Below are 19,011 nucleotides of genomic sequence, written 5' to 3'. Positions count from 1 at the left end.
AGCGTCGTGCGTATGCCGTAGAGATGCTGTGCGGCAGGTACTTGACACCTGATTTTCCGTTTAGTAAAGCTCGTTTTTTGTGTATTTGCGAGAGGTGCCGCCATCGGTTCTCTCAGAAAAGCTTGATAGGGAGTGTCCATGGAACGTGCGATTTCACTGATTGGGATTCTTATATTTTTTGGTTTAGCGTATCTGTTTTCTGTCAATCGTCGGGCTATTAACTGGCGGACGGTGACTATCGGCTTTTTGCTTCAGTTTTTGATGGGTTTGTTTGTGCTGAAGCTGCCAATTGGCTATCAAATTTTCAAGTTTATTGGCGACCTGGTTACGGGATTTCTAAACTTTGCGGATGCGGGTGCAGAGTTCGTTTTTGGAGCCGATTTTCGGGAGCATTTCTTTGCCTTTAAGGTGATGCCCACGGTGATCTTTTTTTCTGGGGTGATCGGGCTTTTGTATTACCTGGGCGTGATGCAGAAAATTGTGGGGGCGATCGCCGGACTGATGCGTCGCACCATGCGAACTTCTGGCCCTGAAACAACGTCTTGCGCTGCCAATATTTTCATCGGGCAGACGGAAGCGCCGCTGATGATTAAGCCCTTTGTGGGGCGCGTCACGCTGTCGGAGCTGCACGCTATTATGACGGGCGGCTTTGCGACGGTGGCGGGCGGTGTGTTGGCTGCTTATATTTCGTTTGGTATTAACCCAGAGCAGTTGATTGCTGCTTCGGTGATGAATGCGCCGGGTGCTTTGGCGATGTCAAAGGTGTTTTTTCCACAGACTGGAAAATTTTCCTATGATTCTGTTTTAGATGAGGAGCTAAAGGAAGACGAAATCGCGCGCAAAGAAGCAGGCGAAGAAGAGGTGCTGATTCCGCCCGAAGCTGCTTCTACAGCAAAAGATCCGATTGGGGCGATCGCCGATGGTGCGATTCAGGGCATCCAGTTGGTATTAGCCATTATGGCGATTTTGATTGCGTTTCTAGCGCTGATTGCTGCCATAAATGCCTTTTTGGGCTGGCTTGGCGGGCTGATTGGTGTGCCCCAGCTTTCGATGGAATTTTTGCTGTCTTATCTGCTGTTTCCGCTGGCGTTCATCATGGGTGTACCGATTGCCGACTGTGCCAACGTTGCCGTATTTTTGGGCAAGAAAATTATCCTGAATGAATTCATTGCTTACACCGATCTGGCAGAAGCTATTAGCAACAGCGCCATCGGGGCCCGTGCAGCAACGATCGCTACCTTTGCCCTCTGCGGCTTTGCCAACTTGGGGTCTATCGGTCAGCAAATCGGCGTGATTGGTGGCATGGTGCCCAGTCGTCGCGACGACGTAGCCCGCCTGGGCGTTCGCGCTATGATCGCAGGCTCGTTTACGAACTTTGTCAGCGCGGCGATCGCCGGCCTGTTGACCTGATCTGGAGTCTTGGCGTAACGGGGGGATGGGGGATGGGAATGGCTGAATCTCTATCCTCCCAAGTCCCCGCATGACCTGCTCCGAAGCACTCCAACCCCCCAATCCTCTTTCATGAACATCTACCTCGCCGGGCCCGATGTCTTTTTACCAGAACCACTGGAAGCGGCGCGGGCCAAAAAGGAAATTTGTGCAAAATATGGCTTTGTTGGTCAGTTTCCGTTTGACAATGCGCTGGATCTATCGGGGTTGACCCCTGTTGAAGCGGGGCTGGCAATCTACAAAAGCAACATTCAACTGATGGATCGCTGTGACCTGATCGTGGCCAACATGACCCCGTTTCGGGGCCCCAGCATGGACGTGGGCACGGCGTTTGAAATGGGCTATATGGCGGCGCAGGGCAAGCCTGTGTTTGGCTATAGCAATGATGGTCGGCTGTATGGCGATCGCGTCCCTCAGCCCACGCCCGAGCACGACGAAAACAACCTGTTTGTAGAACAGTTTGGAATGCATGACAACCTGATGTTGGAGGGGGCGATCTACACTAGCAGTGGCGACTTTCAGGGCAAGCAGATTGACACAGCGAGCTATTACACGGATCTGAGCGTGTTTGAAGCCGTGATTCAGCTTGCTGCGGCAAAGCTCTTGAGCTAGCCCTGAAGTGCCGGGTTGCACTGATTCTTTGCGGCACTTATGGCTCTTGAAAATGGCGATCGCCAGCAAGATGATCCTGCGCCCAACCAGGTCGGGCTAACGCCTGAACAGCAGCTTGCTGCCCTAGAAGTCGCGGTCTACGGCATGGCTATTTTCAATGATGACGGATGCATCATCTATGCCAACCCCGCCTGCGCCAATCTCTGGCAATACGACAATCGCGAAGACTTGATCGGCCAATCCTGGCAGCGCCTCTACGCGCCAGAGGAACAACAGCGGTTTGAGCGAGAGATTTTGCCGCAGTGCCTTCAGGCAGGCAGTTGGACGGGAGAGGCGATCGCCCAGCGGCAAGACGGCACAACCTACCCCCAGGCCCTTGCCCTATCGCAGATGACCGATGGCAGCATGGTCTACATTGCCCAAGACATCACTGAGCGACAGCTCGCGGAAGACTCTCTCCGTCGCAGCGAAGCCGACAAGCAGGCAATCCTCCAAGCAATCCCCGATCTGCTGATGCATTTTCGAGGCGATGGCACTCATCTAGATATTGCTAACAGCGACGGCTACTCAGTTTTGGAGTTAGACAAGCTGGTTCAGGGAAATGCCAGCGTGTACGATCTCATGCCCTACGAGCTAGCCAAGCAGCGGATGCACTACATTCAGCGGGCACTCCAGACGGGACAGATTCAATTCTATGAGCAGGATATCGAAGTTAACGGGCAGATCCAGTCCGAAGAGGTGCGCCTAGTAGCAACTGGGCCAGACGAAGTGCTGGTCATTATTCGCAACATCACCGAGCGCAAACGCTCCGAATCCGCCCTCCGCCAAAGCGAAGCAAAAAACCGAGCGCTGATTGAGGCGATTCCCGATTTGCTGATCCGAATGCGGGGGGACGGCACCCATCTGGAACTGGCTAATGGCGATCGCTACCCAGTGCTCAACAAAGACAAAATGGTTCCAGGCAAAAGCACCGTGTATGAACTCATGCCGCCTGATCTGGCAGAGATGCGGATGCGCTACATTCGACAAGCCCTACAAACAGGCAAGTACCAGTTTTATGAACAGCAGATCGAAATCAATGGGCAGCTTGAGCTTGAAGAGGTTCGCGTGGTGGTGACGGGCCCAGACGAAGTGCTGCTGATCATTCGCAACATTACGGAACGCAAACGCCAGGAAGAAGCCCTGCGAATTGCCGAGGAAAATTACCGCAGCATCTTTGAAAACGCGCTAGAAGGTATTTTTCAGTCTACGCCAGAGGGACGGCTGATCACCATCAACCCAGCGATGGCGAGAATTTACGGCTACGATTCGCCCGCTGACATGATCGCTAGCATTACTGACATTGGCGAACAGATGTATGTTGAGCCGTCCCTCCGTCTTCAAGTGAAGGCGGTGCTGGCAACCCAGGGCTTTTTAAAAGGCTTTGAATTTCGTAGCTATTGCAAAGACGGCAGCATCATCTGGACGGCGATGGATGCTCGTGCCGTTTGTGACAGCGGCGGCACCCTGCTCTATTATGAAGGGATCGTGCAAGACGTGACTGAGCGCAAGCGCAAGGAAGAGGATCTGAAACGCCAGCTAGAGCAGCTCGAAATTCAAATCGACCAGTCCAGACGGGCCCAGGAAGTCGCAGAGATCGTCCAAACCGATTATTTTCAAAAGATTTTGGAAGAGGCTGAGTCTTTGCGCTATCTGGATGACTAATATTTGGATGACCAATACCAGATTAATATCACGATTAATCTGGCTGGGAAATTGATGTAGCGGGACGATATAGCGGGACGATATAGCGAGATGTGGCGATCGCCCCAAACTCCAAGCCACCCCAGCATCCCCCTGATTTGCTGGACCTTGAGACTTTTTCCATTGGGGGAACCTCCCTGTTTCCATTGGGGGAACCTCCCTGTGCCAAGACGAGTCAACTGCATCTGACGGACTCGTTTCGAGGAATCGCGGGATGCTTAAGCAATATCAATACCGCTCACAAGCTGCGCTGCTGCTGGCAGTTGGCATGACCGCAACTTCGCTGCTGCCTGTGTGGACTTCGCAGCGTGCGGTGGCTCAGTCGATTCAGCTTGCTCAGGTCTTTTCTAATCCGGCGCGGGTGGGGCTACCTGCGGGCACGGTGCTGCCTGTGGCCTACAGCGGTGCAGAGAGAGTGGTGGTGCTACCGACCGAAACTGCGCCCCTGACCCTGACGCTGACCAGCGACGTGCGAACCCCCAGCGGCACGGTGATGCTGCGGGCGGGCAGCGAAATTAAGGGCGAACTGCGCCCGGTGGACGGAGGGACTCAGTTCTTTGCTCGCTCAGTCATTCCGGCCGGAAGCACCCGCGAAATTCCGCTAGACGCGACTTCCAACCGAATTACAAAGCGAGAAACCATTACTCGCCGCAATCGCCCTGACGTGTTGCGGGGTGCAGCCATTGGTGCAGCGGCGGCGGCGGTGCTGGCGGAAGTGTTTGGCAGCGTGCAGGTTGTAGAGGTGCTGGCAGGTGCAGGCATTGGTGCAGCGGCTGAACTGCTGATTCGCCGGAATCGCCGGGTCGAGGTGCTGGTGGTGGAACCCCGCACAGATCTGAGCCTGACGGTGCAATCTCCGTTTTCTCTGCAATAGCCCTGGGATTCGGTTCCTCAGGAGTTGGGCGCTAATAGCGTCAAGTTGCGCTGCGATCGCTCGATTTTGCCTTCTTGCTCTAGCTGGCTCAGCAGGCGAGTTACGGTGACGCGGGTGGTGCTGATGGTTTCTGCGAGTTCTTGATGGGTCAGCAGTACGTCGAGCGATCGCCCACCCGGCACAGGCTGCCCAAAATGGGTCGTCAGCCATTCCAAAAGCTGCAACAGTCGCATTACCACGGAGGGCTGATGCACAATCGTCAGCAACTCTTCACTCTTGCGGGCGCGGCGGATCAGCCCCTCCTGGAGATGCCGACTTTCAAGCGACAGTTTCACGACTTTGACCGGGGTAACACATTCGGCCTGGTAGGGCGAAATCGGCGACAGCGGCAAACCCAACACATCGCCCTGTCCCCAAAAGCCCAGCCCAATCGTGCGCCCTTCCTCATCCCAGGTTAGCGTTCGCACAATTCCTTGCTCGATCGACCAAACGCTATCCGGCTCGAGCGGGAGCAAATCTTTGCGCTGGAACGAGCGAACCGATGAAACAAGCTGGAGTGCGGGTTCCCCCATCAAGGGAGCTTCGTGAGTGGAAACGTTTAAATTCTGCATCATCGCTCACCACAGCTATACACTTATGAATTTAATTTTTGAAAAGCGTTACTATCAGTCTAAACAATACTACGCTTCAACTCTTAATCGGCAAATGCCCCCCACCCCCTTCTGTATGGATCGACCTCTTCGCAATACTTTGACCAGTATGCGCTAGAAAAAGTCTGCAAACTGGCGAAAAAAAGAAGGGACTTTAAAGAACACGGACTATCGAACGAAATAGCCTGACAAAGGTCTAGGATCGGACTTTTTGGGGCGATCGCCCTTTCCTGAGTGTATCCGCAATTTCACGGATCTGCTACTGGAGCCAATTGAGAGTATTCTCAATAACTGGAGGTTGAACTATCTCCCTCTGCCCAGAGAATGGACTCAGGTAATTCTCTTTCAAGGTTTCTCCGTAAATTCTCGGTTTGCAGACGCACCTTGATAATCTAACCAAACTTTCAGCACTGAAATAAAGTGTTGGTCAGTACATCATCAATTCATGCTCTTTGCGGAAGGACGATCGCCGCTATTTTTCGGCTATTTCGACCCCATGCGCCGATAGTATTCCCCTACGCGCCGCTGCCACTGGCCCCAGTATTGGGCGATCGCCCCCGGTTCAAACCAGAACACCTCGGCGGGCTGATGGGGAATGGCCACTACCAGCATGGCTTCGCGGATGTGAATCTTCTCGGCTTCGCAGTAATGGTTCACCGCGCCGCAGTAGGCCGCCAGTTGCAGTGGGCCGTCATACAGCCGCTCGATACTGCCCTTAGGGCGATCGCCCGTTTTCCAGTCCAGCACGCAGGGCACGCCGCGATAGCTGGCTACGCAGTCCACTTTGCCTGCATAGCCCAGGTCATAGTGAAACACGGGCGCTTCTAGCAGCCGCACGTTCTGGATTTCTGCAACAATCGGCTCCAGGCTTTCCCAGTAGGGGCGCACTGCATCAGGACAGGTGGGATGTTCGCCTGCCAGATAGCGGCGGATGTGGGCGTGGGTCTGACTGCCCCGACGGCTGGCAGCGGTGGCGATGCGTCCTGCCTCCTCTGCCCCCAGGCGATCGCGCCATTTTGCCAGCGCCTCTCGTGCCTCTGGCGGCTTGGTAGCGTTGAGAATCGTGCTGACGCTAGGGAGCGATCGCCCCGCCGCATCGACCAGATAGCCCCGCCTCGCCCGCTTCATCACGACAGAATTCTTGTAAACGCCGTTCGTCAAATTGCCCGTCGAACCGATCTTAGCCCGTTTAAACCCTGAAGCTGGGCAGGAGCGCGATCGCCCTTAAACCGGAACCTCAACGATGCAGGAGCGGCAAATAGCGGCAAATATTAGGGACGGCAAATATCCGGGGCGGCAAATATTAGGGACGGCAAATATTAGGGACGGCAAATATCCGGGGCGGCAAATATTAGGGGCGATCGCACAGTCTTCCTTTCGCTACACAGTTGGCTGCACAGTTGGCTGCACAGTTGGCTGAACCTTTGGCTGCACAGTTGCCTTTAGTCACTCATGCGGTGCGGCCTTTGCAAAAGACTCATCACTTCGCCCGGATTTTGCGTAGGCACTAAACGGCTCCAGTCCCGGACATGGGCAATGCCAGCGCTGTGCGGGCGGGCGATCGTGCCGCTCACCCAGTCCGGTGCGCCAACTAAAATCATCTTGTTGTAATGGGAACAGGCTTTGGCGGCACGGGGCGTGGGTTCATCAGTAGGGAATTCTCCTGCCATAGAGCGATGTATCCAATTGGTGACATCCGCAATCATAGCCTATTTGTCTCCAGTTGGGGACATTTACTCCGTCAAAACCCTCTGACACGATGAGGGCATGGGTAAAGCAGGCAACGCGCTAAGAACTGTTCTAACCACCTATGGCATTAGCCAAAATCGCCTGGCCGTAACGATGGGCATTAGTCGTGGCACGGTCAACAATTGGTTTAACGAAACGCGAGATCCTACCGCAGAATCAATTCCTGCGATTGTGGCGGCGTTGGACACGCTCAATCCGACGGCAGCACGAGACTTTTTGCGGCTGTATCTGGACGAATATTGGGCCAAGCGATTGGATTAACCCGCTGAGGGCATGGGTAAACCGTCGAGTTCTCCTGCGTGGTGAGCAGGAGAACAAGAGTCGCTTAAAGTTCCTCACCGCAAATCCAAAATCGCAATCGATCAAATTCCTAAAATCCCATTGCCTGCGCGACGGCCTCCAACTCCGGCGCAATGCCGCCTTTGAACTGGTTTTCGCAATGCTTGATGGCGGTGTCGGGGTCTTTTAGCCCATTTCCTGTGAGGACGCAGACGACAGTAGCTTCCGCAGGCACGCGATCTTTTACCTTGAGCAGGCCCGCCACAGAAGAGGCGCTGGCGGGTTCGCAGAAAATACCCTCGCGGCTGGCCAGCAGGCGGTAGGCGGCCAAAATTTCTTCGTCGGTGACGGCGTTGAACTCGCCCTGGCTGGCATCTCGGACGGCGATCGCCTTTTCCCAACTTGCGGGGTTGCCAATGCGGATTGCGGTGGCCAGCGTTTCGGGATGGGGAACTGGGGCCCCGCTGACCAGGGGCGATGCGCCCGCCGCCTGAAAGCCCATCATCCGGGGCAGGCGATCGCACTTGCCTTCCTGGTGATATTGGCAAAAGCCCATCCAGTAGGCGGTGATGTTGCCCGCGTTGCCGACGGGAATGCAGAGCCAGTCGGGCGCAGTGCCCAGCACGTCTACAATTTCAAAGGCAGCGGTCTTTTGCCCCTCTAGGCGGTAGGGATTGACCGAGTTCACCAGCGTAATTGGGTAATGCTCTGCCATGTCGCGCACAATTTGCAGCGCCCGGTCAAAGTTGCCCTGAATCGCTAGCACTTCTGCGCCATAGAGGAGCGCCTGGGCCAGCTTGCCCACCGCCACATAGCCATCGGGAATTAGCACAAAGGGACGCAGCCCCCCCCGTCTAGCGTAGGCGGCGGCCGCAGCGGAGGTATTGCCCGTGCTGGCACAGATCACCGCTTCGGCTCCGGCTTCCTTGGCTTTGGAAATGGCCATGGTCATGCCCCGGTCTTTGAAACTGCCCGTCGGGTTCAGCCCGTCGTACTTGACAAACACCTGCACGCCGCGACCAATCTCTTGGGCGATCGCCGGCACGGGGATCAGCGGCGTATTGCCCTCTAGCAGCGTCACCACGGGCGTTTGCGCCGTCACGGGCAGATAGCGGCGATAGGTTTCGATCAGCCCGCCCCAGGCAGCTGCGCTGCTGGCAGAACTTGCAGGTCGATCAACAGGTTGAACCAGATGAGAATCAGAAGTCAGGGTCACGGCAATATCACTGAGCGTAAGTTTGAAAAGCGGTGAAAAGCGGTTTTGCTGAAAAGCAGCGGTTTTGCTGAAAAGCAGTTTTATCGAAAAGTGGCGTTGGTTTCAGGCAACTAATTGGGCAAAACAGGAGTCTTTTAGCTGGAAGGTCAATTTTGAAGATTCAGATTGAGATTCAGACTGAGATTTAGTATTTCAGTCTCAACCCCGCTCCAAAAAGCTCGGACTACTGAATCTAGACGCTGTGTTCAAAAGGCTATCTCTAAAAGGGTGCTACAAAACTCGTTTCAAGATTCCCATTTTCGCCTATAGTGGCTGAGGCTTCATCAGACTCGGACTCGATTCAGACTCAGGCTCGATTTGAAAAAGCAGTTTGAAAAAGCGGTCTGAGGAAGGCATGTTCAGCGAGTGTGCGATCGCACAAGGCAATCGCACAAGGCGATCGCACAATTGGAGTGAAATGAGGAACAGAGCGAAATGGGGGATGGATCTCAAGTCTACCCGCAGAGGGCTTGCTGCGTAACCCGTCAGAACAGGCGCAACTGAGTGCGATCGCGCTGCCGTTTGGTCGGGACGCTGACCAGTGCCCAAACTGCCACATTCTGCGGTGGGTGCATCAATGATTTGACTAGGATCGATCTTTAGCACTAAGTTAAGATTACTTAATGGTGTGAGTGAGTACAAATGACTAGCGCAACTTTGCATCTGTCTTTGGATCAGGTTTCTACTGGTCAAGCAGTGAATGTTTCTGTGGATGCGTCTGTTTCTCCCATTGTTGGTGACGTTGTAGTTGGTGACGTTGTAGTTGGTAACGTTGGTGACCGAGCTATGCTAGATAACCCCGCAGTTGAGAGCGATCGCAGTCTTGTTTCAGCCGCCCCCGCTCCAGAGCTGAACAAGCTTCCCTACGACAAAGCCCATCAGCTTGAGCTGTTGCACCTCCGCGCCGAGGCCGAGGCCCTGCTCCAGCAGCTCCAAATTGAAAAGCAGCGCAAGTTGGTTTCCGCAGGCAGCTAAGTTTTAGCCTCCAGGTTTTAACTGGCTTTCGAGGATTTCAAAGCACCTCAGCCCTGTCAGCGTGTGCGGGTCTGACTTTGCCATATCTCTTTGCATCTCTTTTGAGAAGGGCTGCTTGAGAAGGGCTGCTGAGCTCGTTCCACCCTGGATCGCTCTTGGCTCGATGTCTTGGGCTGATGTCTTGGGCTAAGGATCTTCAGCCAAGCCTTCAGAATTCCAAATACTGGCAATATCTGGCAATATACCGACTCTGGCAATATACCGACCATTTAGGCTTTGCCTGAACCCTCCATGCCTTCATCGCTGCATTGGGTTCAGGCAAAGTCTTTTTCCGGGTGAACCGAGGTCGTCGGGCGCTATCTGGCGACGCTACCCGCCAATTTTATCCGCCGACGTTAATCGTGGACTTGACCTCGATTTGTCCGGCATCATTAACCGTCCAAACGTCGTAGCTGCCCACCACGTCACCCTGCTCGTCAAAGTCCAGGCTGCCGCTTGCCCCCTGAAAGTCTACGTCCTTGCCCTCGCGAACAAGGGCCAGCGCTGTGCAGATGTCGGTCGTTTGTTCACCTGGGGGGTTAGACACGCTGCGGATACTGTCTTTTATGGCGGGGCCACTGCCGCTCTTGGCTGCTTCTGCTGCCAGAACAAGGAGCGCCGCCGCGTCCCAGCTATTGGGGTCATAGACCTGTGGATCGCGGTTGAACTTTTCTCGGTAGCGATCGCGGAAGTCGTTTAGCCCTGGGCCACCTGCGCTGGGGGCCGTGCCCATCATGCCCGTCACGATGAACTTGCCGTCGGCCGTCTTGCCGACCAGTTCCGCCAGGTTGTCGGTCTTCATGCCGTCGGTGAAAAGCACCTTGGTCGTGCCGTCGAGGAAGCCCTGCTCTTGGGCAGCTTTGAGAATGATGCTGCCCGATTCGGGATAGGCAATGATCAGCACGGCATCGGGTTTGCTGCCAAAGGCGCTGCCCACTTCCGAGTCAAAACTGGTGGCGTTGGGGGCGTATTTGGTGGGGTTGGATTCGTTGACGACCGTGCCGCCCAAGGCTTTGAAGGCAGGCACAAAGGACTGGACGAGTCCGTTGCCGTAGTCATTGTTGATGGCGAGGATGGCGATCGTTTTGATGCCTTCCTGATTGGCGAGTTGGGCTAGCGCGTCACCCTGGAAGGTGTCGGGGGGCGCAGTTCGCAGCCAAAAGCCGTTAAATTCTCCCTTCTTCGCCCGCTCGGTAAATACAGGACTGGTGCTGGAGGGGGAGATTTGCACGACCTGATTTCGCACTGCGATATCCACAGCAGCGCTGGAGACGGAACTGGCGGCCGCGCCCACCACTGCGCCGACTCGATCCACCTCGGCCAGCTTGGTCATGCCCGATGCACCTGCGGCTGGATCAGTCTGGTCGTCCTCGGACACCAGTTGCACGGGTTGCCCCATCACGCCTCCACAGGCATTGACGGTTTCCACCAAGAACCCGACGCTATCTTGCATGGGCTGTCCATATTGAGCCAGGTCGCCCGTGACAGGCAACAGCGTCCCCAGTTTCAGCGCACCCGATCCGCCTGTGGCTGGGCTGGCGGCTGGGCTAGACGTGCTACTGGTCGGCGTAGGCGGTTGGCAGGCGGCTGTGGCCAACAGGAGGGCGATCGCCCCGCCTCGTCCCAGCCAGCGCAGCCCCAATGTGCCTGAACCATTGGCTAATGCGCCTGGGTGGGTTAGAGTCTTAAATTTTGGAGTGGTCGTTTCAGTAGGGTTTGCAGAATTAGCAGACCGAGACTTGGCAGACTTGAACGATGTGAAGCGTTTCATCATTGCACCATGTTCTCCTATGGTTCTCCTAAAGTCGTCTATGGATTTTAGCTTGAGTGATGCCGCAGCAAAGTCAGTCGATGGGTTTATTAACCCAATTGGTTGGCATCCCTTAGAGGATGTTTGAAAAGTCCTACTGTTTGTAGCAAAGCGTGCAAGATCCCCCTAAATCCCCCTTAAAAAGGGGGACTTTAAGGCGGTTTCCCCCCTTTTTAAGGGGGGCTAGGGGGGATCTCTGAGTGCTTAACATTACAGGCGATACCTTTTCAAACACCCTCTTAACGCTTAGGACTCACGCAGTTGGACGACTCCTCGCGGGCGCAGCTCACGAGAAACCGTCCAAAACCTAGAAAACGTATCGCAGGTGCGTAAGTCCTGGCGCTTTCAACGATAGGAGAAAAAGCAAGTGGTGTCCTTATGGAAAAGTATGGACTGGACGTATGGTTCTTGCAGGCTGCGTGCTACACGAATGCTACAGATTGCGTCCTACAGGCTGCTTAACACAGCGGAACTATAGGCGGGGCAAGAGTTCGGGTAGCAAGTGGGCAGGTACGGTCGAGAGCGCCTGATTTTGCCCTGCCGTTCCAAACAGTTCGTAAAAGGCTTTCAGGGTTTGCAACACGCTCTGCATCGCCGCTTGCCGCAGTTCCGGCTGGTGCTGCCATCGGGTGGCGGCCTGGAGATGGTGGTGCAGCGCTTTTTCGAGGGGGGCAACCTCTGGCGCAGTGCCCAAGAGCCGGGGAACCTGGGTGGCAATGTGGAAATAGGCAAGGCCGAGGTTGTTGTGTGTGGTGGCGGGGTCAAAGCTGAGCATGGCTGGGCTGGATAGCGCTTCAAGCTTTGCTACGCCCTGCAATGCGGCTTCGTAAGCCTGGATGGCTGCCTGGAGCTTTTGAAGCTGCTCTTGGGGGCGATCGCCCAGACACAGCGCCAGATGCCAGAGGGCCGTGCCCAGGTTGTTTTGCGTGGCGGCAAAGGCGGCTGGAGCCGCATCCAGGGTGCGCTGCTGAAGCGATTGACGATAGGCGGCGATCGCCTTGGGCAGGTAGACCTCTGGCTGCTCGATCTGCGCCAAACTCCACAGCGCCGTGCCCAGGTTGTTTTGGATCATGGCGTAGCTCAGCGGCGGCTGGCTATTGGGATGTTTCAGCGCTTCCTGATAGGCGGCGATCGCCCGCTTCAGGGACTCTTTGGGCTGGTGGTGCTGTGCCAGATTCCAGTAAGTCGTGCCCAGGTTATTCTGCGTCGAGGCGTAGCGGGCAGGATCGCTGCTGGCATCCCGATAGCGCAGCGCCTCTCGGTAGGATTGCGCCGATTTCTGTAAATTCTCAACGGGCTGCTCGTAGCGGGCCAAATCGGCGTAGGCTGCTCCCAGGTTGTTGTGCAGCATGGGATAGCTCTGGGCCTGGGTGTGGGTGTCCAGCTTCTTGAGCGCGAGTTGGTAGGACTGGATCGCCTGCCGCAGGTTTGGCAACACTTGGTCAGGGGCAGACGAGTTGCGCGACAGCAGCCAGCAGAGATTGCCCACGTCATTCAGCAAATCAGTCCACAATGGCGATTTATCCGGCAGGCGCACCATCACCTGCTCATAGGCTTGCAGCGCAGCCATTAGGGTGGGCAGACTGGTATCGCCCTGCTCAATGCGATCGCGATAGGCATCCCCCAGCGTGCGATAAGCGTCCTGCAATTGAGCCGCTGAGGCCGACTGTCGATGCAGATGGGCAATTTGCTCCAGCAATCGAGTGATCTGCGCGTCGGGATCGGTCGGCGGGGCTAGGTTAGCCAGTGGCGGCTGGGGCGGGGTGGGGGGCGGCGGGCTGGCTGACGAGTCTGCTGGAGGCGTTGGCGGTTTTCCGATGGCTGCCGATGTCGCAGGCGATCGCCCAACGGAAACCGAGGAGGGAGTCGGAGTCTGCGCGGCATCTAGCCGAAACGAGCCAGAAACGAGGCTAGACGACGGTTTGGCAGCAGCAGACGAGGCAGTCGGCGGGGCGGCCACTGGGGATGCAGGCGGTTTGGCGATCGCCGCAGGGCGGGCTGATGAGGCCGCTGGGGACTTTGCAGAGGGGTTCGCAGGCGAGACGGGGCGAACCGTTCCAGTCGGGGCCGCAGGTGGAGCAGACGGGGCGATCGCCCAGGGATTCACAGGAGGACTTGCGCCAGCCTCGGCGGGTCGTTTGGATTCTGGCGCTTTGGCGCTCGGCGTCTCAACTTTTTCAACTTTTTCAACTTTTTGGGCTACGTCTACCTTGGCAGGTGCCTGTGCAGCGGGCGGGGCTTTTTGGGGCGTGGGTTGTGTCACAGCGCGAGCCGCAGGTGGAGAAGAGGCGGCGCTATTGGACAGTGAATTGGGCGACGGATTGGGCGACGGGCTGGGCGGGCGTTGGGCTGCGGGGGCTGTGCTGACGATGGGGGTCATCGTTCTTGGTGGGCGCGGGGTCGGCTCCCCAACAAACTCAAACACGCCCGTTCGACAGCGCCAAAACTCCAGCGCCGACTGGGGCAACAGCCGAAACCAGGGCTGTGGCATCCAAAATAGCAGGCTAGAATCCAGCACGGGTAGGCTGCGCTCGATGCCCTGTAAACGGGTGATGAACATGCGCTGAGTGGTCGGAGACTGGCGCGTGAGTTGCTCGATCCCCAAAAACTGAAAGGCGGGTACGGGCGATCGCCGTTTGCCATTCATCGGCGGCGGCGAATCTGCTAGCCATTGCGCCACCTGCACAATCGGATTTGGGTCAGACAGGTTGAGATCGAGCGTCACCAGCCGGGGATAGCGGCGTTCTCCCACTTCCCAAAAAGCGCGATCGCCTTGGTGAATCGGCGACGGGTTGGAGAAATCTGCCTGGAGTTGGGACGCGAGGCGATCGCGCAGGGGCAAATCATCGCATACGGCGATAAATACCTGTCGGCGCAGATTCAGGCTCAGCGCCAGCTTGAGCCGCAGGTAGCTCTGCTGATTAAAGGTCAAATTCTGACGAGGGGAACTCTGGCTCACGGGAGGGAACGGCAAGAACGACAGCGGTAAAATTTGGACGGTTGCAGGCCTGTCGCAGGCTTGTTGCAGGCTGGATAACGAGAACGAGGCGGGTGAGAAACGGGGCGATCGCACTACTCAGTTCTTCGCCTCAGGAAAATTCCTATCGGGACAGGATCGAGACAGGATTGACAATTCAACTCCAAATTCAACCCAATAACGAGCATTTCACCGATTCCAGAGAGTGACCGAGACGCATTCAACCGCCCGTCCGTTCCCAGCAAATTTCACATAGGACTTATATCAATTCTCGATTTTGGATTTGCGATTTTGGATTGCCAGTCAAGCGCTTGCAAGGCTTCTAGCAATTTCATTCGTAGCTCCACTTAAAAGAATTGATATTACAGACACTTCACCAGCAATCCAAAATCCAAAATCGCAATCAGTCACGCTCCACACGGGTCACGTTCCACACTGGATTCATGCCAGAGATTTCACACAAAAAGGCTCCAGTATTGCAGCGATGCCGCCAACTGGAGCCTACGATTCAAGACAAATATTCAAGAGAAATTCTGATCAGAAACCTGCCGCATCAGGGCGTGCTTCAACCGTCAACTTTCGTCAACTTTTCTCAGTCAATTTTTCTAGAGTCGATTTTTCTAGATCGAAGAACCAATGCCTGCGTAGGCACCATAGAAAAACAGACCCACGATTGCAATCACGCCAAGGCCCGCAATCGTCCCGACAACCCACAGCGGAATTCTGCCATTTGACAACATAATGCCTCTCCGAAACTCTCCTAACCTGACCAAAAACACAGCAAAATCGAATCTGAAAGTTGGATACTAGAACAGCTTGTTAGCAGGTATGAAAACTCATTTCGGCTAACAAGCGATCGCCCTAGTTAAAGAAGTAGCTAGAAAAAAGAATACCAACCGTGAACACCAGCAGCAGACCCAGATAGAGGGACGTGCGGTTTAGCTCGACAGGCTGATTGTTGGGATTCGGTGTGCGTTCCATGTTGCTCTCCTATCGCTGGATAAACTGCATTGCGGCGATCGCCCCCAGGAAGAACACTGAGGGAACGGCTAGCGTGTGAACCGCCAGCCAGCGAACGGTAAAAATAGGGTAAGAAACAGGCTGATTGGGATTGTTGCTCGTCATAATAAACTGTCGCTTGCTACTTCAAAAATTCCTGGATTTGCTCTTTTGCCGTGAACCGATCTTGCACAATGGGCACTTCTTGACGCTCTTGCGTGAAGTATTCGTTCGGACGCGGTGTGCCGAACACGTCGTAGGCCAAACCCGTGCTGACAAACAGCCATCCAGCAATAAACAAAGCCGGAATGGTAATGCTGTGAATTACCCAATACCGGATGCTTGTAACAATGTCTGAGAATGGACGTTCTCCAGTGCTGCCAGCCATTCAGATCCCTCCCAAAGAAACTACGAAATCATAACTTTTATCATACGAGAGCAGGGGAAGAGTCACAACCTCGTAAAGCCATCTCTTGCTCATCGCGATAGATTCGATATTAGATTCAGCATTCGATCAAACTGCGTTGGCTAAGCTGCTTTGGCAGCCGCGTCTGCATCGTAGCGCAATAGGTTGCCCTCCTGGCCGAGAATGAAACCACGCTCCGGTGAGTCAAACACAATTTTGTAGAAATTGGAAGGCACGTCTTCGACCGCGCGATCCTTTTGCCAGGTTTGTCCACCATCGCCGCTGTAAAGCAAGTTGCCGCTGCCGCCCGCGACCCAAATCTCGTCAGGGGTTCGATAGGCCAGATCGAGCAAGCCCCAGCTTGTAGCAAACTCCGGCGCGACCTGCTCTCCCCAGGCTTCGTAATCTTCAGAATCGCTGAACTGCACTAGCCCACCCCGCGCCAGCAGCCAGAGCCGGCCATCTTTGGCAAAGCCCATATTCTGCAATCGGCGAGAACTGGTTCGATTGTGTGGCTGCCAGGCATCCTGACCCGGCTCCCAGGTGGAGTAGAAGTTTCCACGGGCCGAAACCGCCACATAGCGCCCATCGTCCGACCGAGAGATGTTGCGAACCACGCCGACTGCTTCCTGCACCAATGCCTGCCAAGAGCGTCCGCCGTCTTTGGTTTGGTAGATGGCTCCGATATCAGTGGTCATTTCAGCGGTCTTAGGACCGAGCGCTTTTACCGTGTTTGGCGAACCCGGTAGCTGGGCGCTCAGCGGCACCCGCAGCCAGGACTTGCCGCCGTCGGTCGTGTGCAGCAAGATTGAGGGTTGCCCCGCGATCCAGCCTTCCTCTCCGGCAAAGCTGACGGATGTGAAGCTGTAGGACAGGTCATCGCCCAGATCGAGCGATCGCAGTTCCCAGGTTTTTCCACCATCCTGCGTTTCCAGCAGCGTTGCCGATTTGCCTACCAGCCAGCCGTGAGGCGAATTGCCAACAAACGCCACGTCTGAGAGCGTCGCAGTAGTTGGCAACTCGACCACCTGCCAGGGGTTAAAACTCGTGGATGGCAGGTAGCCCCGGGAGCATCCGGTAGACAGAACCAGAACCGCCAGCAAAATGAGAATGCGTCGGAAGGAGAGGAGAAGTCGATTCATCGAACTGTTGGGCGCTGTGCGCGTTGGCTAACGTTGAATAGGAGTTTCACTGAGGGGTTTGGGACTGGAATACCTCTGAAGCGGGCTTGTTGAGTGGAGTCGCCAGAGCAGAGTCGCTATATGTGACTCCAAGCTTCTCCTACTGCAAGCCGTAGAGGCTGAGGAAAAACAGAACGGCGATCGCCAGCCCACCAAAAATCAGCAAATTCTTCTGACCCGGTGTGAGCGTGTTGACGCCAAATCCGTAGCCCAGGTTTTCCTTAAAGCCAGAGGGGCTGCCTGCTGGCCCGATGTTTGTAAACCGAGCGGTGCGGGCCCCGCAAACGGGACAGCGCCAGTCGGTCGGTAGGTCTTCAAACGGGGTTCCGGCTGCAATTTTGCCCAGGCTATCGCCTTTGACTGGCTCATAGATATAGCCGCAAGCGCCGCACTCGTGGCGGTCGAGCGTCCTTGGATCGATTGCCTCTGCACTGCTTTCTACACCACTCATCGCTCTACGGGCCTCCCCTGGCCAAGATGAGAATTTATGTAAATGATTATGACACAGTGGGGGATCGGCGGAAGGGGGTAGGAAGAACGAAAAAGGAAGAAGGAAGAACGAAGAAGGAAAAATGAATAGGACTTACGCAGTTGGACAATTTCTCGCGGGCTGCGCTCGCGAGAAATTGTCCAAAACCCAAGAGCTTATCGCAAGTGCGAAAGTTTTGACGAAGAAGGAAAACCGAAGAAGGAAGGTGATGCGCTGGGTGTTCAGGATTTTTTGTCGCTGCTGCTGGGGCCGAAGGCGACGAAGAGCAGGCAGAGAATGCCCAGGTTGATGAAGACATCGGCAAAGTTGAAGATGGGGAACCGGATCAGGCGAAAGTCTAGGAAATCGATCACTTCTCCCAGCATGAAGCGGTCGATGCCGTTGCCAACTGCGCCTGCCATGATCAGCCCGTAGCCCAACTGCTCCCAGCGAGGCAGCCGTGCCCCCCAAATTGCCAGCGCTGCCAGGGCCAGGCTGACCCCCAGCGACAGCCAGCGCAGCCAGCTTCCGTCTTCGCTAAACCAGCTAAAGGCCGCGCCTTTGTTGGTGACGTAGGTGATGTGAAACACGCCGGCCCAGAGCGGGATAGTTTGGGGTGGATCGGTGAGCGTCATATTTTGGGCGATCGCCATCTTGGTGATCTGGTCAAAGACGACCCCCAACACGGCTGCTGCCCAAAAGAGAAAGTTTTTAATCGGCATGGTCATTTAGTTAAGTCAAGCGCAGCCAGAGAGAAGCGGAGTGCCGTCAGGCGAGGGGTCAGTTTGCAGAAATTTAGATTTGTATCAGTAGAACAAGAGACGTCGCAGGGCAAAGGAGACGACCGTGACGGCGCACAAAATTGCCAGTTGCCCCAGGAGTGGCTGGAGGGAATGCAGGATGAGAAGCTGGCCCAGTGGCAGCGTGGGAGCCAGGAGCCAGTTGCTGGAATGGGCGATCGCCAAATAGGCCATGCCCACCAGATGCACCGTCACCAGCCCACACAGGCAGCTAAAGGCCAGCGACTCCAGCCGGGGCGGTACGCGAAACGCCAGCGCTCCACAAATCCACGCACCAGGGATGAACCCCAGTAAATAGCCAAAGCTGGGACGATGAATATACTCCAGCCCGCCGCCCTGGGCGAAGATATTGAACCACGTCAGCCCCAGCAGCACGTAGGCAATCTGAGACATGGCTGCTGCGTTGCGCCCCCCCAGACACCCCGCCAGCAGCACCGCCCCAAGCTGAAACGTCACCCCCAGCGAGTGCGTTTGCAGTCCGCTGTGTGCCCACTCCCACGGGGCATTGGTAATCGAAGCCCGAAGAAACGTGCCGCCAATCGTCAACACCAACCCGATCAGGGCCCAAAGCAAATCGGTGGGGGCGATCATGCGACGCACAGGCAGCCTGGGGGTAGGAAATGGCAGCGGACGGAGATGGTTTCGTAGATGTGTCAAGCGGTTGCCCAAAACCTCAGACTCTATAGTAAGCCCGAACGAGAAATAGAATGACAGAACTTACGCACTTGCGATAAGTTGTCTGGG

20 protein-coding genes are annotated in these 19,011 nt (G+C 55.7%); 6 read left to right on the top strand and 14 right to left on the bottom strand.

Annotation, left to right across the window (positions count from 1 at the left end):
• Positions 1–138: 138 nt before the first annotated feature.
• The 4 genes from HPC62_RS14255 to HPC62_RS14240 all read left to right on the top strand — a co-directional run bounded on the left by HPC62_RS14255 (position 139) and on the right by HPC62_RS14240 (position 4,678).
• Entirely contained in the window at positions 139–1,410 is a 1,272-nt protein-coding gene (locus HPC62_RS14255) for a NupC/NupG family nucleoside CNT transporter (RefSeq protein ID WP_172356720.1), read from the top strand.
• 111 nt (positions 1,411–1,521) lie between these two features.
• Entirely contained in the window at positions 1,522–2,061 is a 540-nt protein-coding gene (locus HPC62_RS14250; protein ID WP_172356718.1) for a nucleoside 2-deoxyribosyltransferase, read from the top strand.
• Positions 2,062–2,100: 39 nt separating this feature from the next.
• A complete protein-coding gene (locus tag HPC62_RS14245) occupies positions 2,101–3,765 on the top strand; it encodes a PAS domain-containing protein (protein ID WP_225906690.1) in 1,665 nt (554 codons plus the stop codon).
• Positions 3,766–4,018: 253 nt separating this feature from the next.
• A complete protein-coding gene (locus HPC62_RS14240; protein WP_205370150.1) occupies positions 4,019–4,678 on the top strand; it encodes a hypothetical protein in 660 nt (219 codons plus the stop codon).
• 17 nt (positions 4,679–4,695) lie between these two features.
• Here HPC62_RS14240 and HPC62_RS14235 read toward each other — a convergent pair whose 3' ends face one another.
• The 3 genes from HPC62_RS14235 to HPC62_RS14220 form a co-directional block, all read right to left on the bottom strand.
• The gene (locus HPC62_RS14235; protein ID WP_172356716.1) at positions 4,696–5,250 is read right to left on the bottom strand and encodes a Crp/Fnr family transcriptional regulator; all 555 of its coding nucleotides are present in this window, start codon (positions 5,248–5,250) and stop codon (positions 4,696–4,698) included.
• A gap of 561 nt (positions 5,251–5,811) precedes the next feature.
• Complete coding sequence (locus HPC62_RS14230) at positions 5,812–6,456, bottom strand: PD-(D/E)XK nuclease family protein (protein ID WP_172356714.1); 645 nt, start codon at positions 6,454–6,456, stop codon at positions 5,812–5,814.
• 314 nt (positions 6,457–6,770) lie between these two features.
• Positions 6,771–6,998, bottom strand: a complete 228-nt coding sequence (locus HPC62_RS14220) for a hypothetical protein (protein WP_172356712.1) — start codon at positions 6,996–6,998, stop codon at positions 6,771–6,773.
• A gap of 97 nt (positions 6,999–7,095) precedes the next feature.
• On the opposite strand from HPC62_RS14220, the gene HPC62_RS14215 reads away from it, so the two are divergent.
• Positions 7,096–7,338 carry a helix-turn-helix domain-containing protein gene (locus tag HPC62_RS14215; protein ID WP_172356710.1) on the top strand — a complete coding sequence of 81 codons (243 nt, stop codon included), beginning with the start codon at positions 7,096–7,098 and terminating at the stop codon, positions 7,336–7,338.
• A gap of 109 nt (positions 7,339–7,447) precedes the next feature.
• Here HPC62_RS14215 and thrC read toward each other — a convergent pair whose 3' ends face one another.
• Positions 7,448–8,548, bottom strand: a complete 1,101-nt coding sequence (thrC, locus tag HPC62_RS14210; protein WP_225906889.1) for a threonine synthase — start codon at positions 8,546–8,548, stop codon at positions 7,448–7,450.
• Between the two features lie 849 nt (positions 8,549–9,397).
• On the opposite strand from thrC, the gene HPC62_RS14205 reads away from it, so the two are divergent.
• Positions 9,398–9,586, top strand: coding sequence for a hypothetical protein (locus HPC62_RS14205; protein WP_068507289.1), 189 nt, complete (start codon positions 9,398–9,400; stop codon positions 9,584–9,586).
• Between the two features lie 382 nt (positions 9,587–9,968).
• Here HPC62_RS14205 and HPC62_RS14200 read toward each other — a convergent pair whose 3' ends face one another.
• From HPC62_RS14200 to HPC62_RS14155, 10 genes are all read right to left on the bottom strand, one after another.
• Positions 9,969–11,267, bottom strand: a complete 1,299-nt coding sequence (locus tag HPC62_RS14200; protein ID WP_225910549.1) for an ABC transporter substrate-binding protein — start codon at positions 11,265–11,267, stop codon at positions 9,969–9,971.
• A 640-nt stretch (positions 11,268–11,907) separates the two neighbouring features.
• Positions 11,908–14,394 (bottom strand): tetratricopeptide repeat protein, encoded by a 2,487-nt coding sequence (locus HPC62_RS14195; protein WP_172356708.1) that lies wholly within the window; start codon positions 14,392–14,394, stop codon positions 11,908–11,910.
• A 638-nt stretch (positions 14,395–15,032) separates the two neighbouring features.
• Positions 15,033–15,152: a photosystem II reaction center protein J gene (locus tag HPC62_RS14190; protein WP_068507269.1), complete on the bottom strand. Its 120-nt coding sequence runs from the start codon at positions 15,150–15,152 to the stop codon at positions 15,033–15,035.
• A gap of 121 nt (positions 15,153–15,273) precedes the next feature.
• On the bottom strand, positions 15,274–15,393 hold the full coding sequence (locus HPC62_RS14185) for a photosystem II reaction center protein L (protein WP_172356706.1): 120 nt from the start codon (positions 15,391–15,393) through the stop codon (positions 15,274–15,276).
• A 9-nt stretch (positions 15,394–15,402) separates the two neighbouring features.
• A complete protein-coding gene (psbF, locus tag HPC62_RS14180) occupies positions 15,403–15,537 on the bottom strand; it encodes a cytochrome b559 subunit beta (RefSeq protein WP_068507271.1) in 135 nt (44 codons plus the stop codon).
• 16 nt (positions 15,538–15,553) lie between these two features.
• Complete coding sequence (psbE, locus tag HPC62_RS14175; RefSeq protein WP_172356704.1) at positions 15,554–15,799, bottom strand: cytochrome b559 subunit alpha; 246 nt, start codon at positions 15,797–15,799, stop codon at positions 15,554–15,556.
• 140 nt (positions 15,800–15,939) lie between these two features.
• Positions 15,940–16,959 carry a photosynthesis system II assembly factor Ycf48 gene (locus HPC62_RS14170; protein ID WP_172356702.1) on the bottom strand — a complete coding sequence of 340 codons (1,020 nt, stop codon included), beginning with the start codon at positions 16,957–16,959 and terminating at the stop codon, positions 15,940–15,942.
• Positions 16,960–17,098: 139 nt separating this feature from the next.
• Positions 17,099–17,449: a rubredoxin gene (locus HPC62_RS14165; protein ID WP_172356700.1), complete on the bottom strand. Its 351-nt coding sequence runs from the start codon at positions 17,447–17,449 to the stop codon at positions 17,099–17,101.
• 260 nt (positions 17,450–17,709) lie between these two features.
• Complete coding sequence (gene lspA / locus HPC62_RS14160; protein ID WP_068515795.1) at positions 17,710–18,189, bottom strand: signal peptidase II; 480 nt, start codon at positions 18,187–18,189, stop codon at positions 17,710–17,712.
• 84 nt (positions 18,190–18,273) lie between these two features.
• Positions 18,274–18,858, bottom strand: a complete 585-nt coding sequence (locus HPC62_RS14155; RefSeq protein ID WP_172358956.1) for a biotin transporter BioY — start codon at positions 18,856–18,858, stop codon at positions 18,274–18,276.
• Positions 18,859–19,011 lie beyond the last annotated feature (153 nt).

Origin of the sequence: Thermoleptolyngbya sichuanensis A183, assembly GCF_013177315.1 — a bacterium.
Taxonomy (GTDB): domain Bacteria; phylum Cyanobacteriota; class Cyanobacteriia; order Elainellales; family Elainellaceae; genus Thermoleptolyngbya; species Thermoleptolyngbya sichuanensis.
Note: the sequence above shows the minus strand (reverse complement) of the source record. Positions and strands in the feature narration are given on the sequence as shown.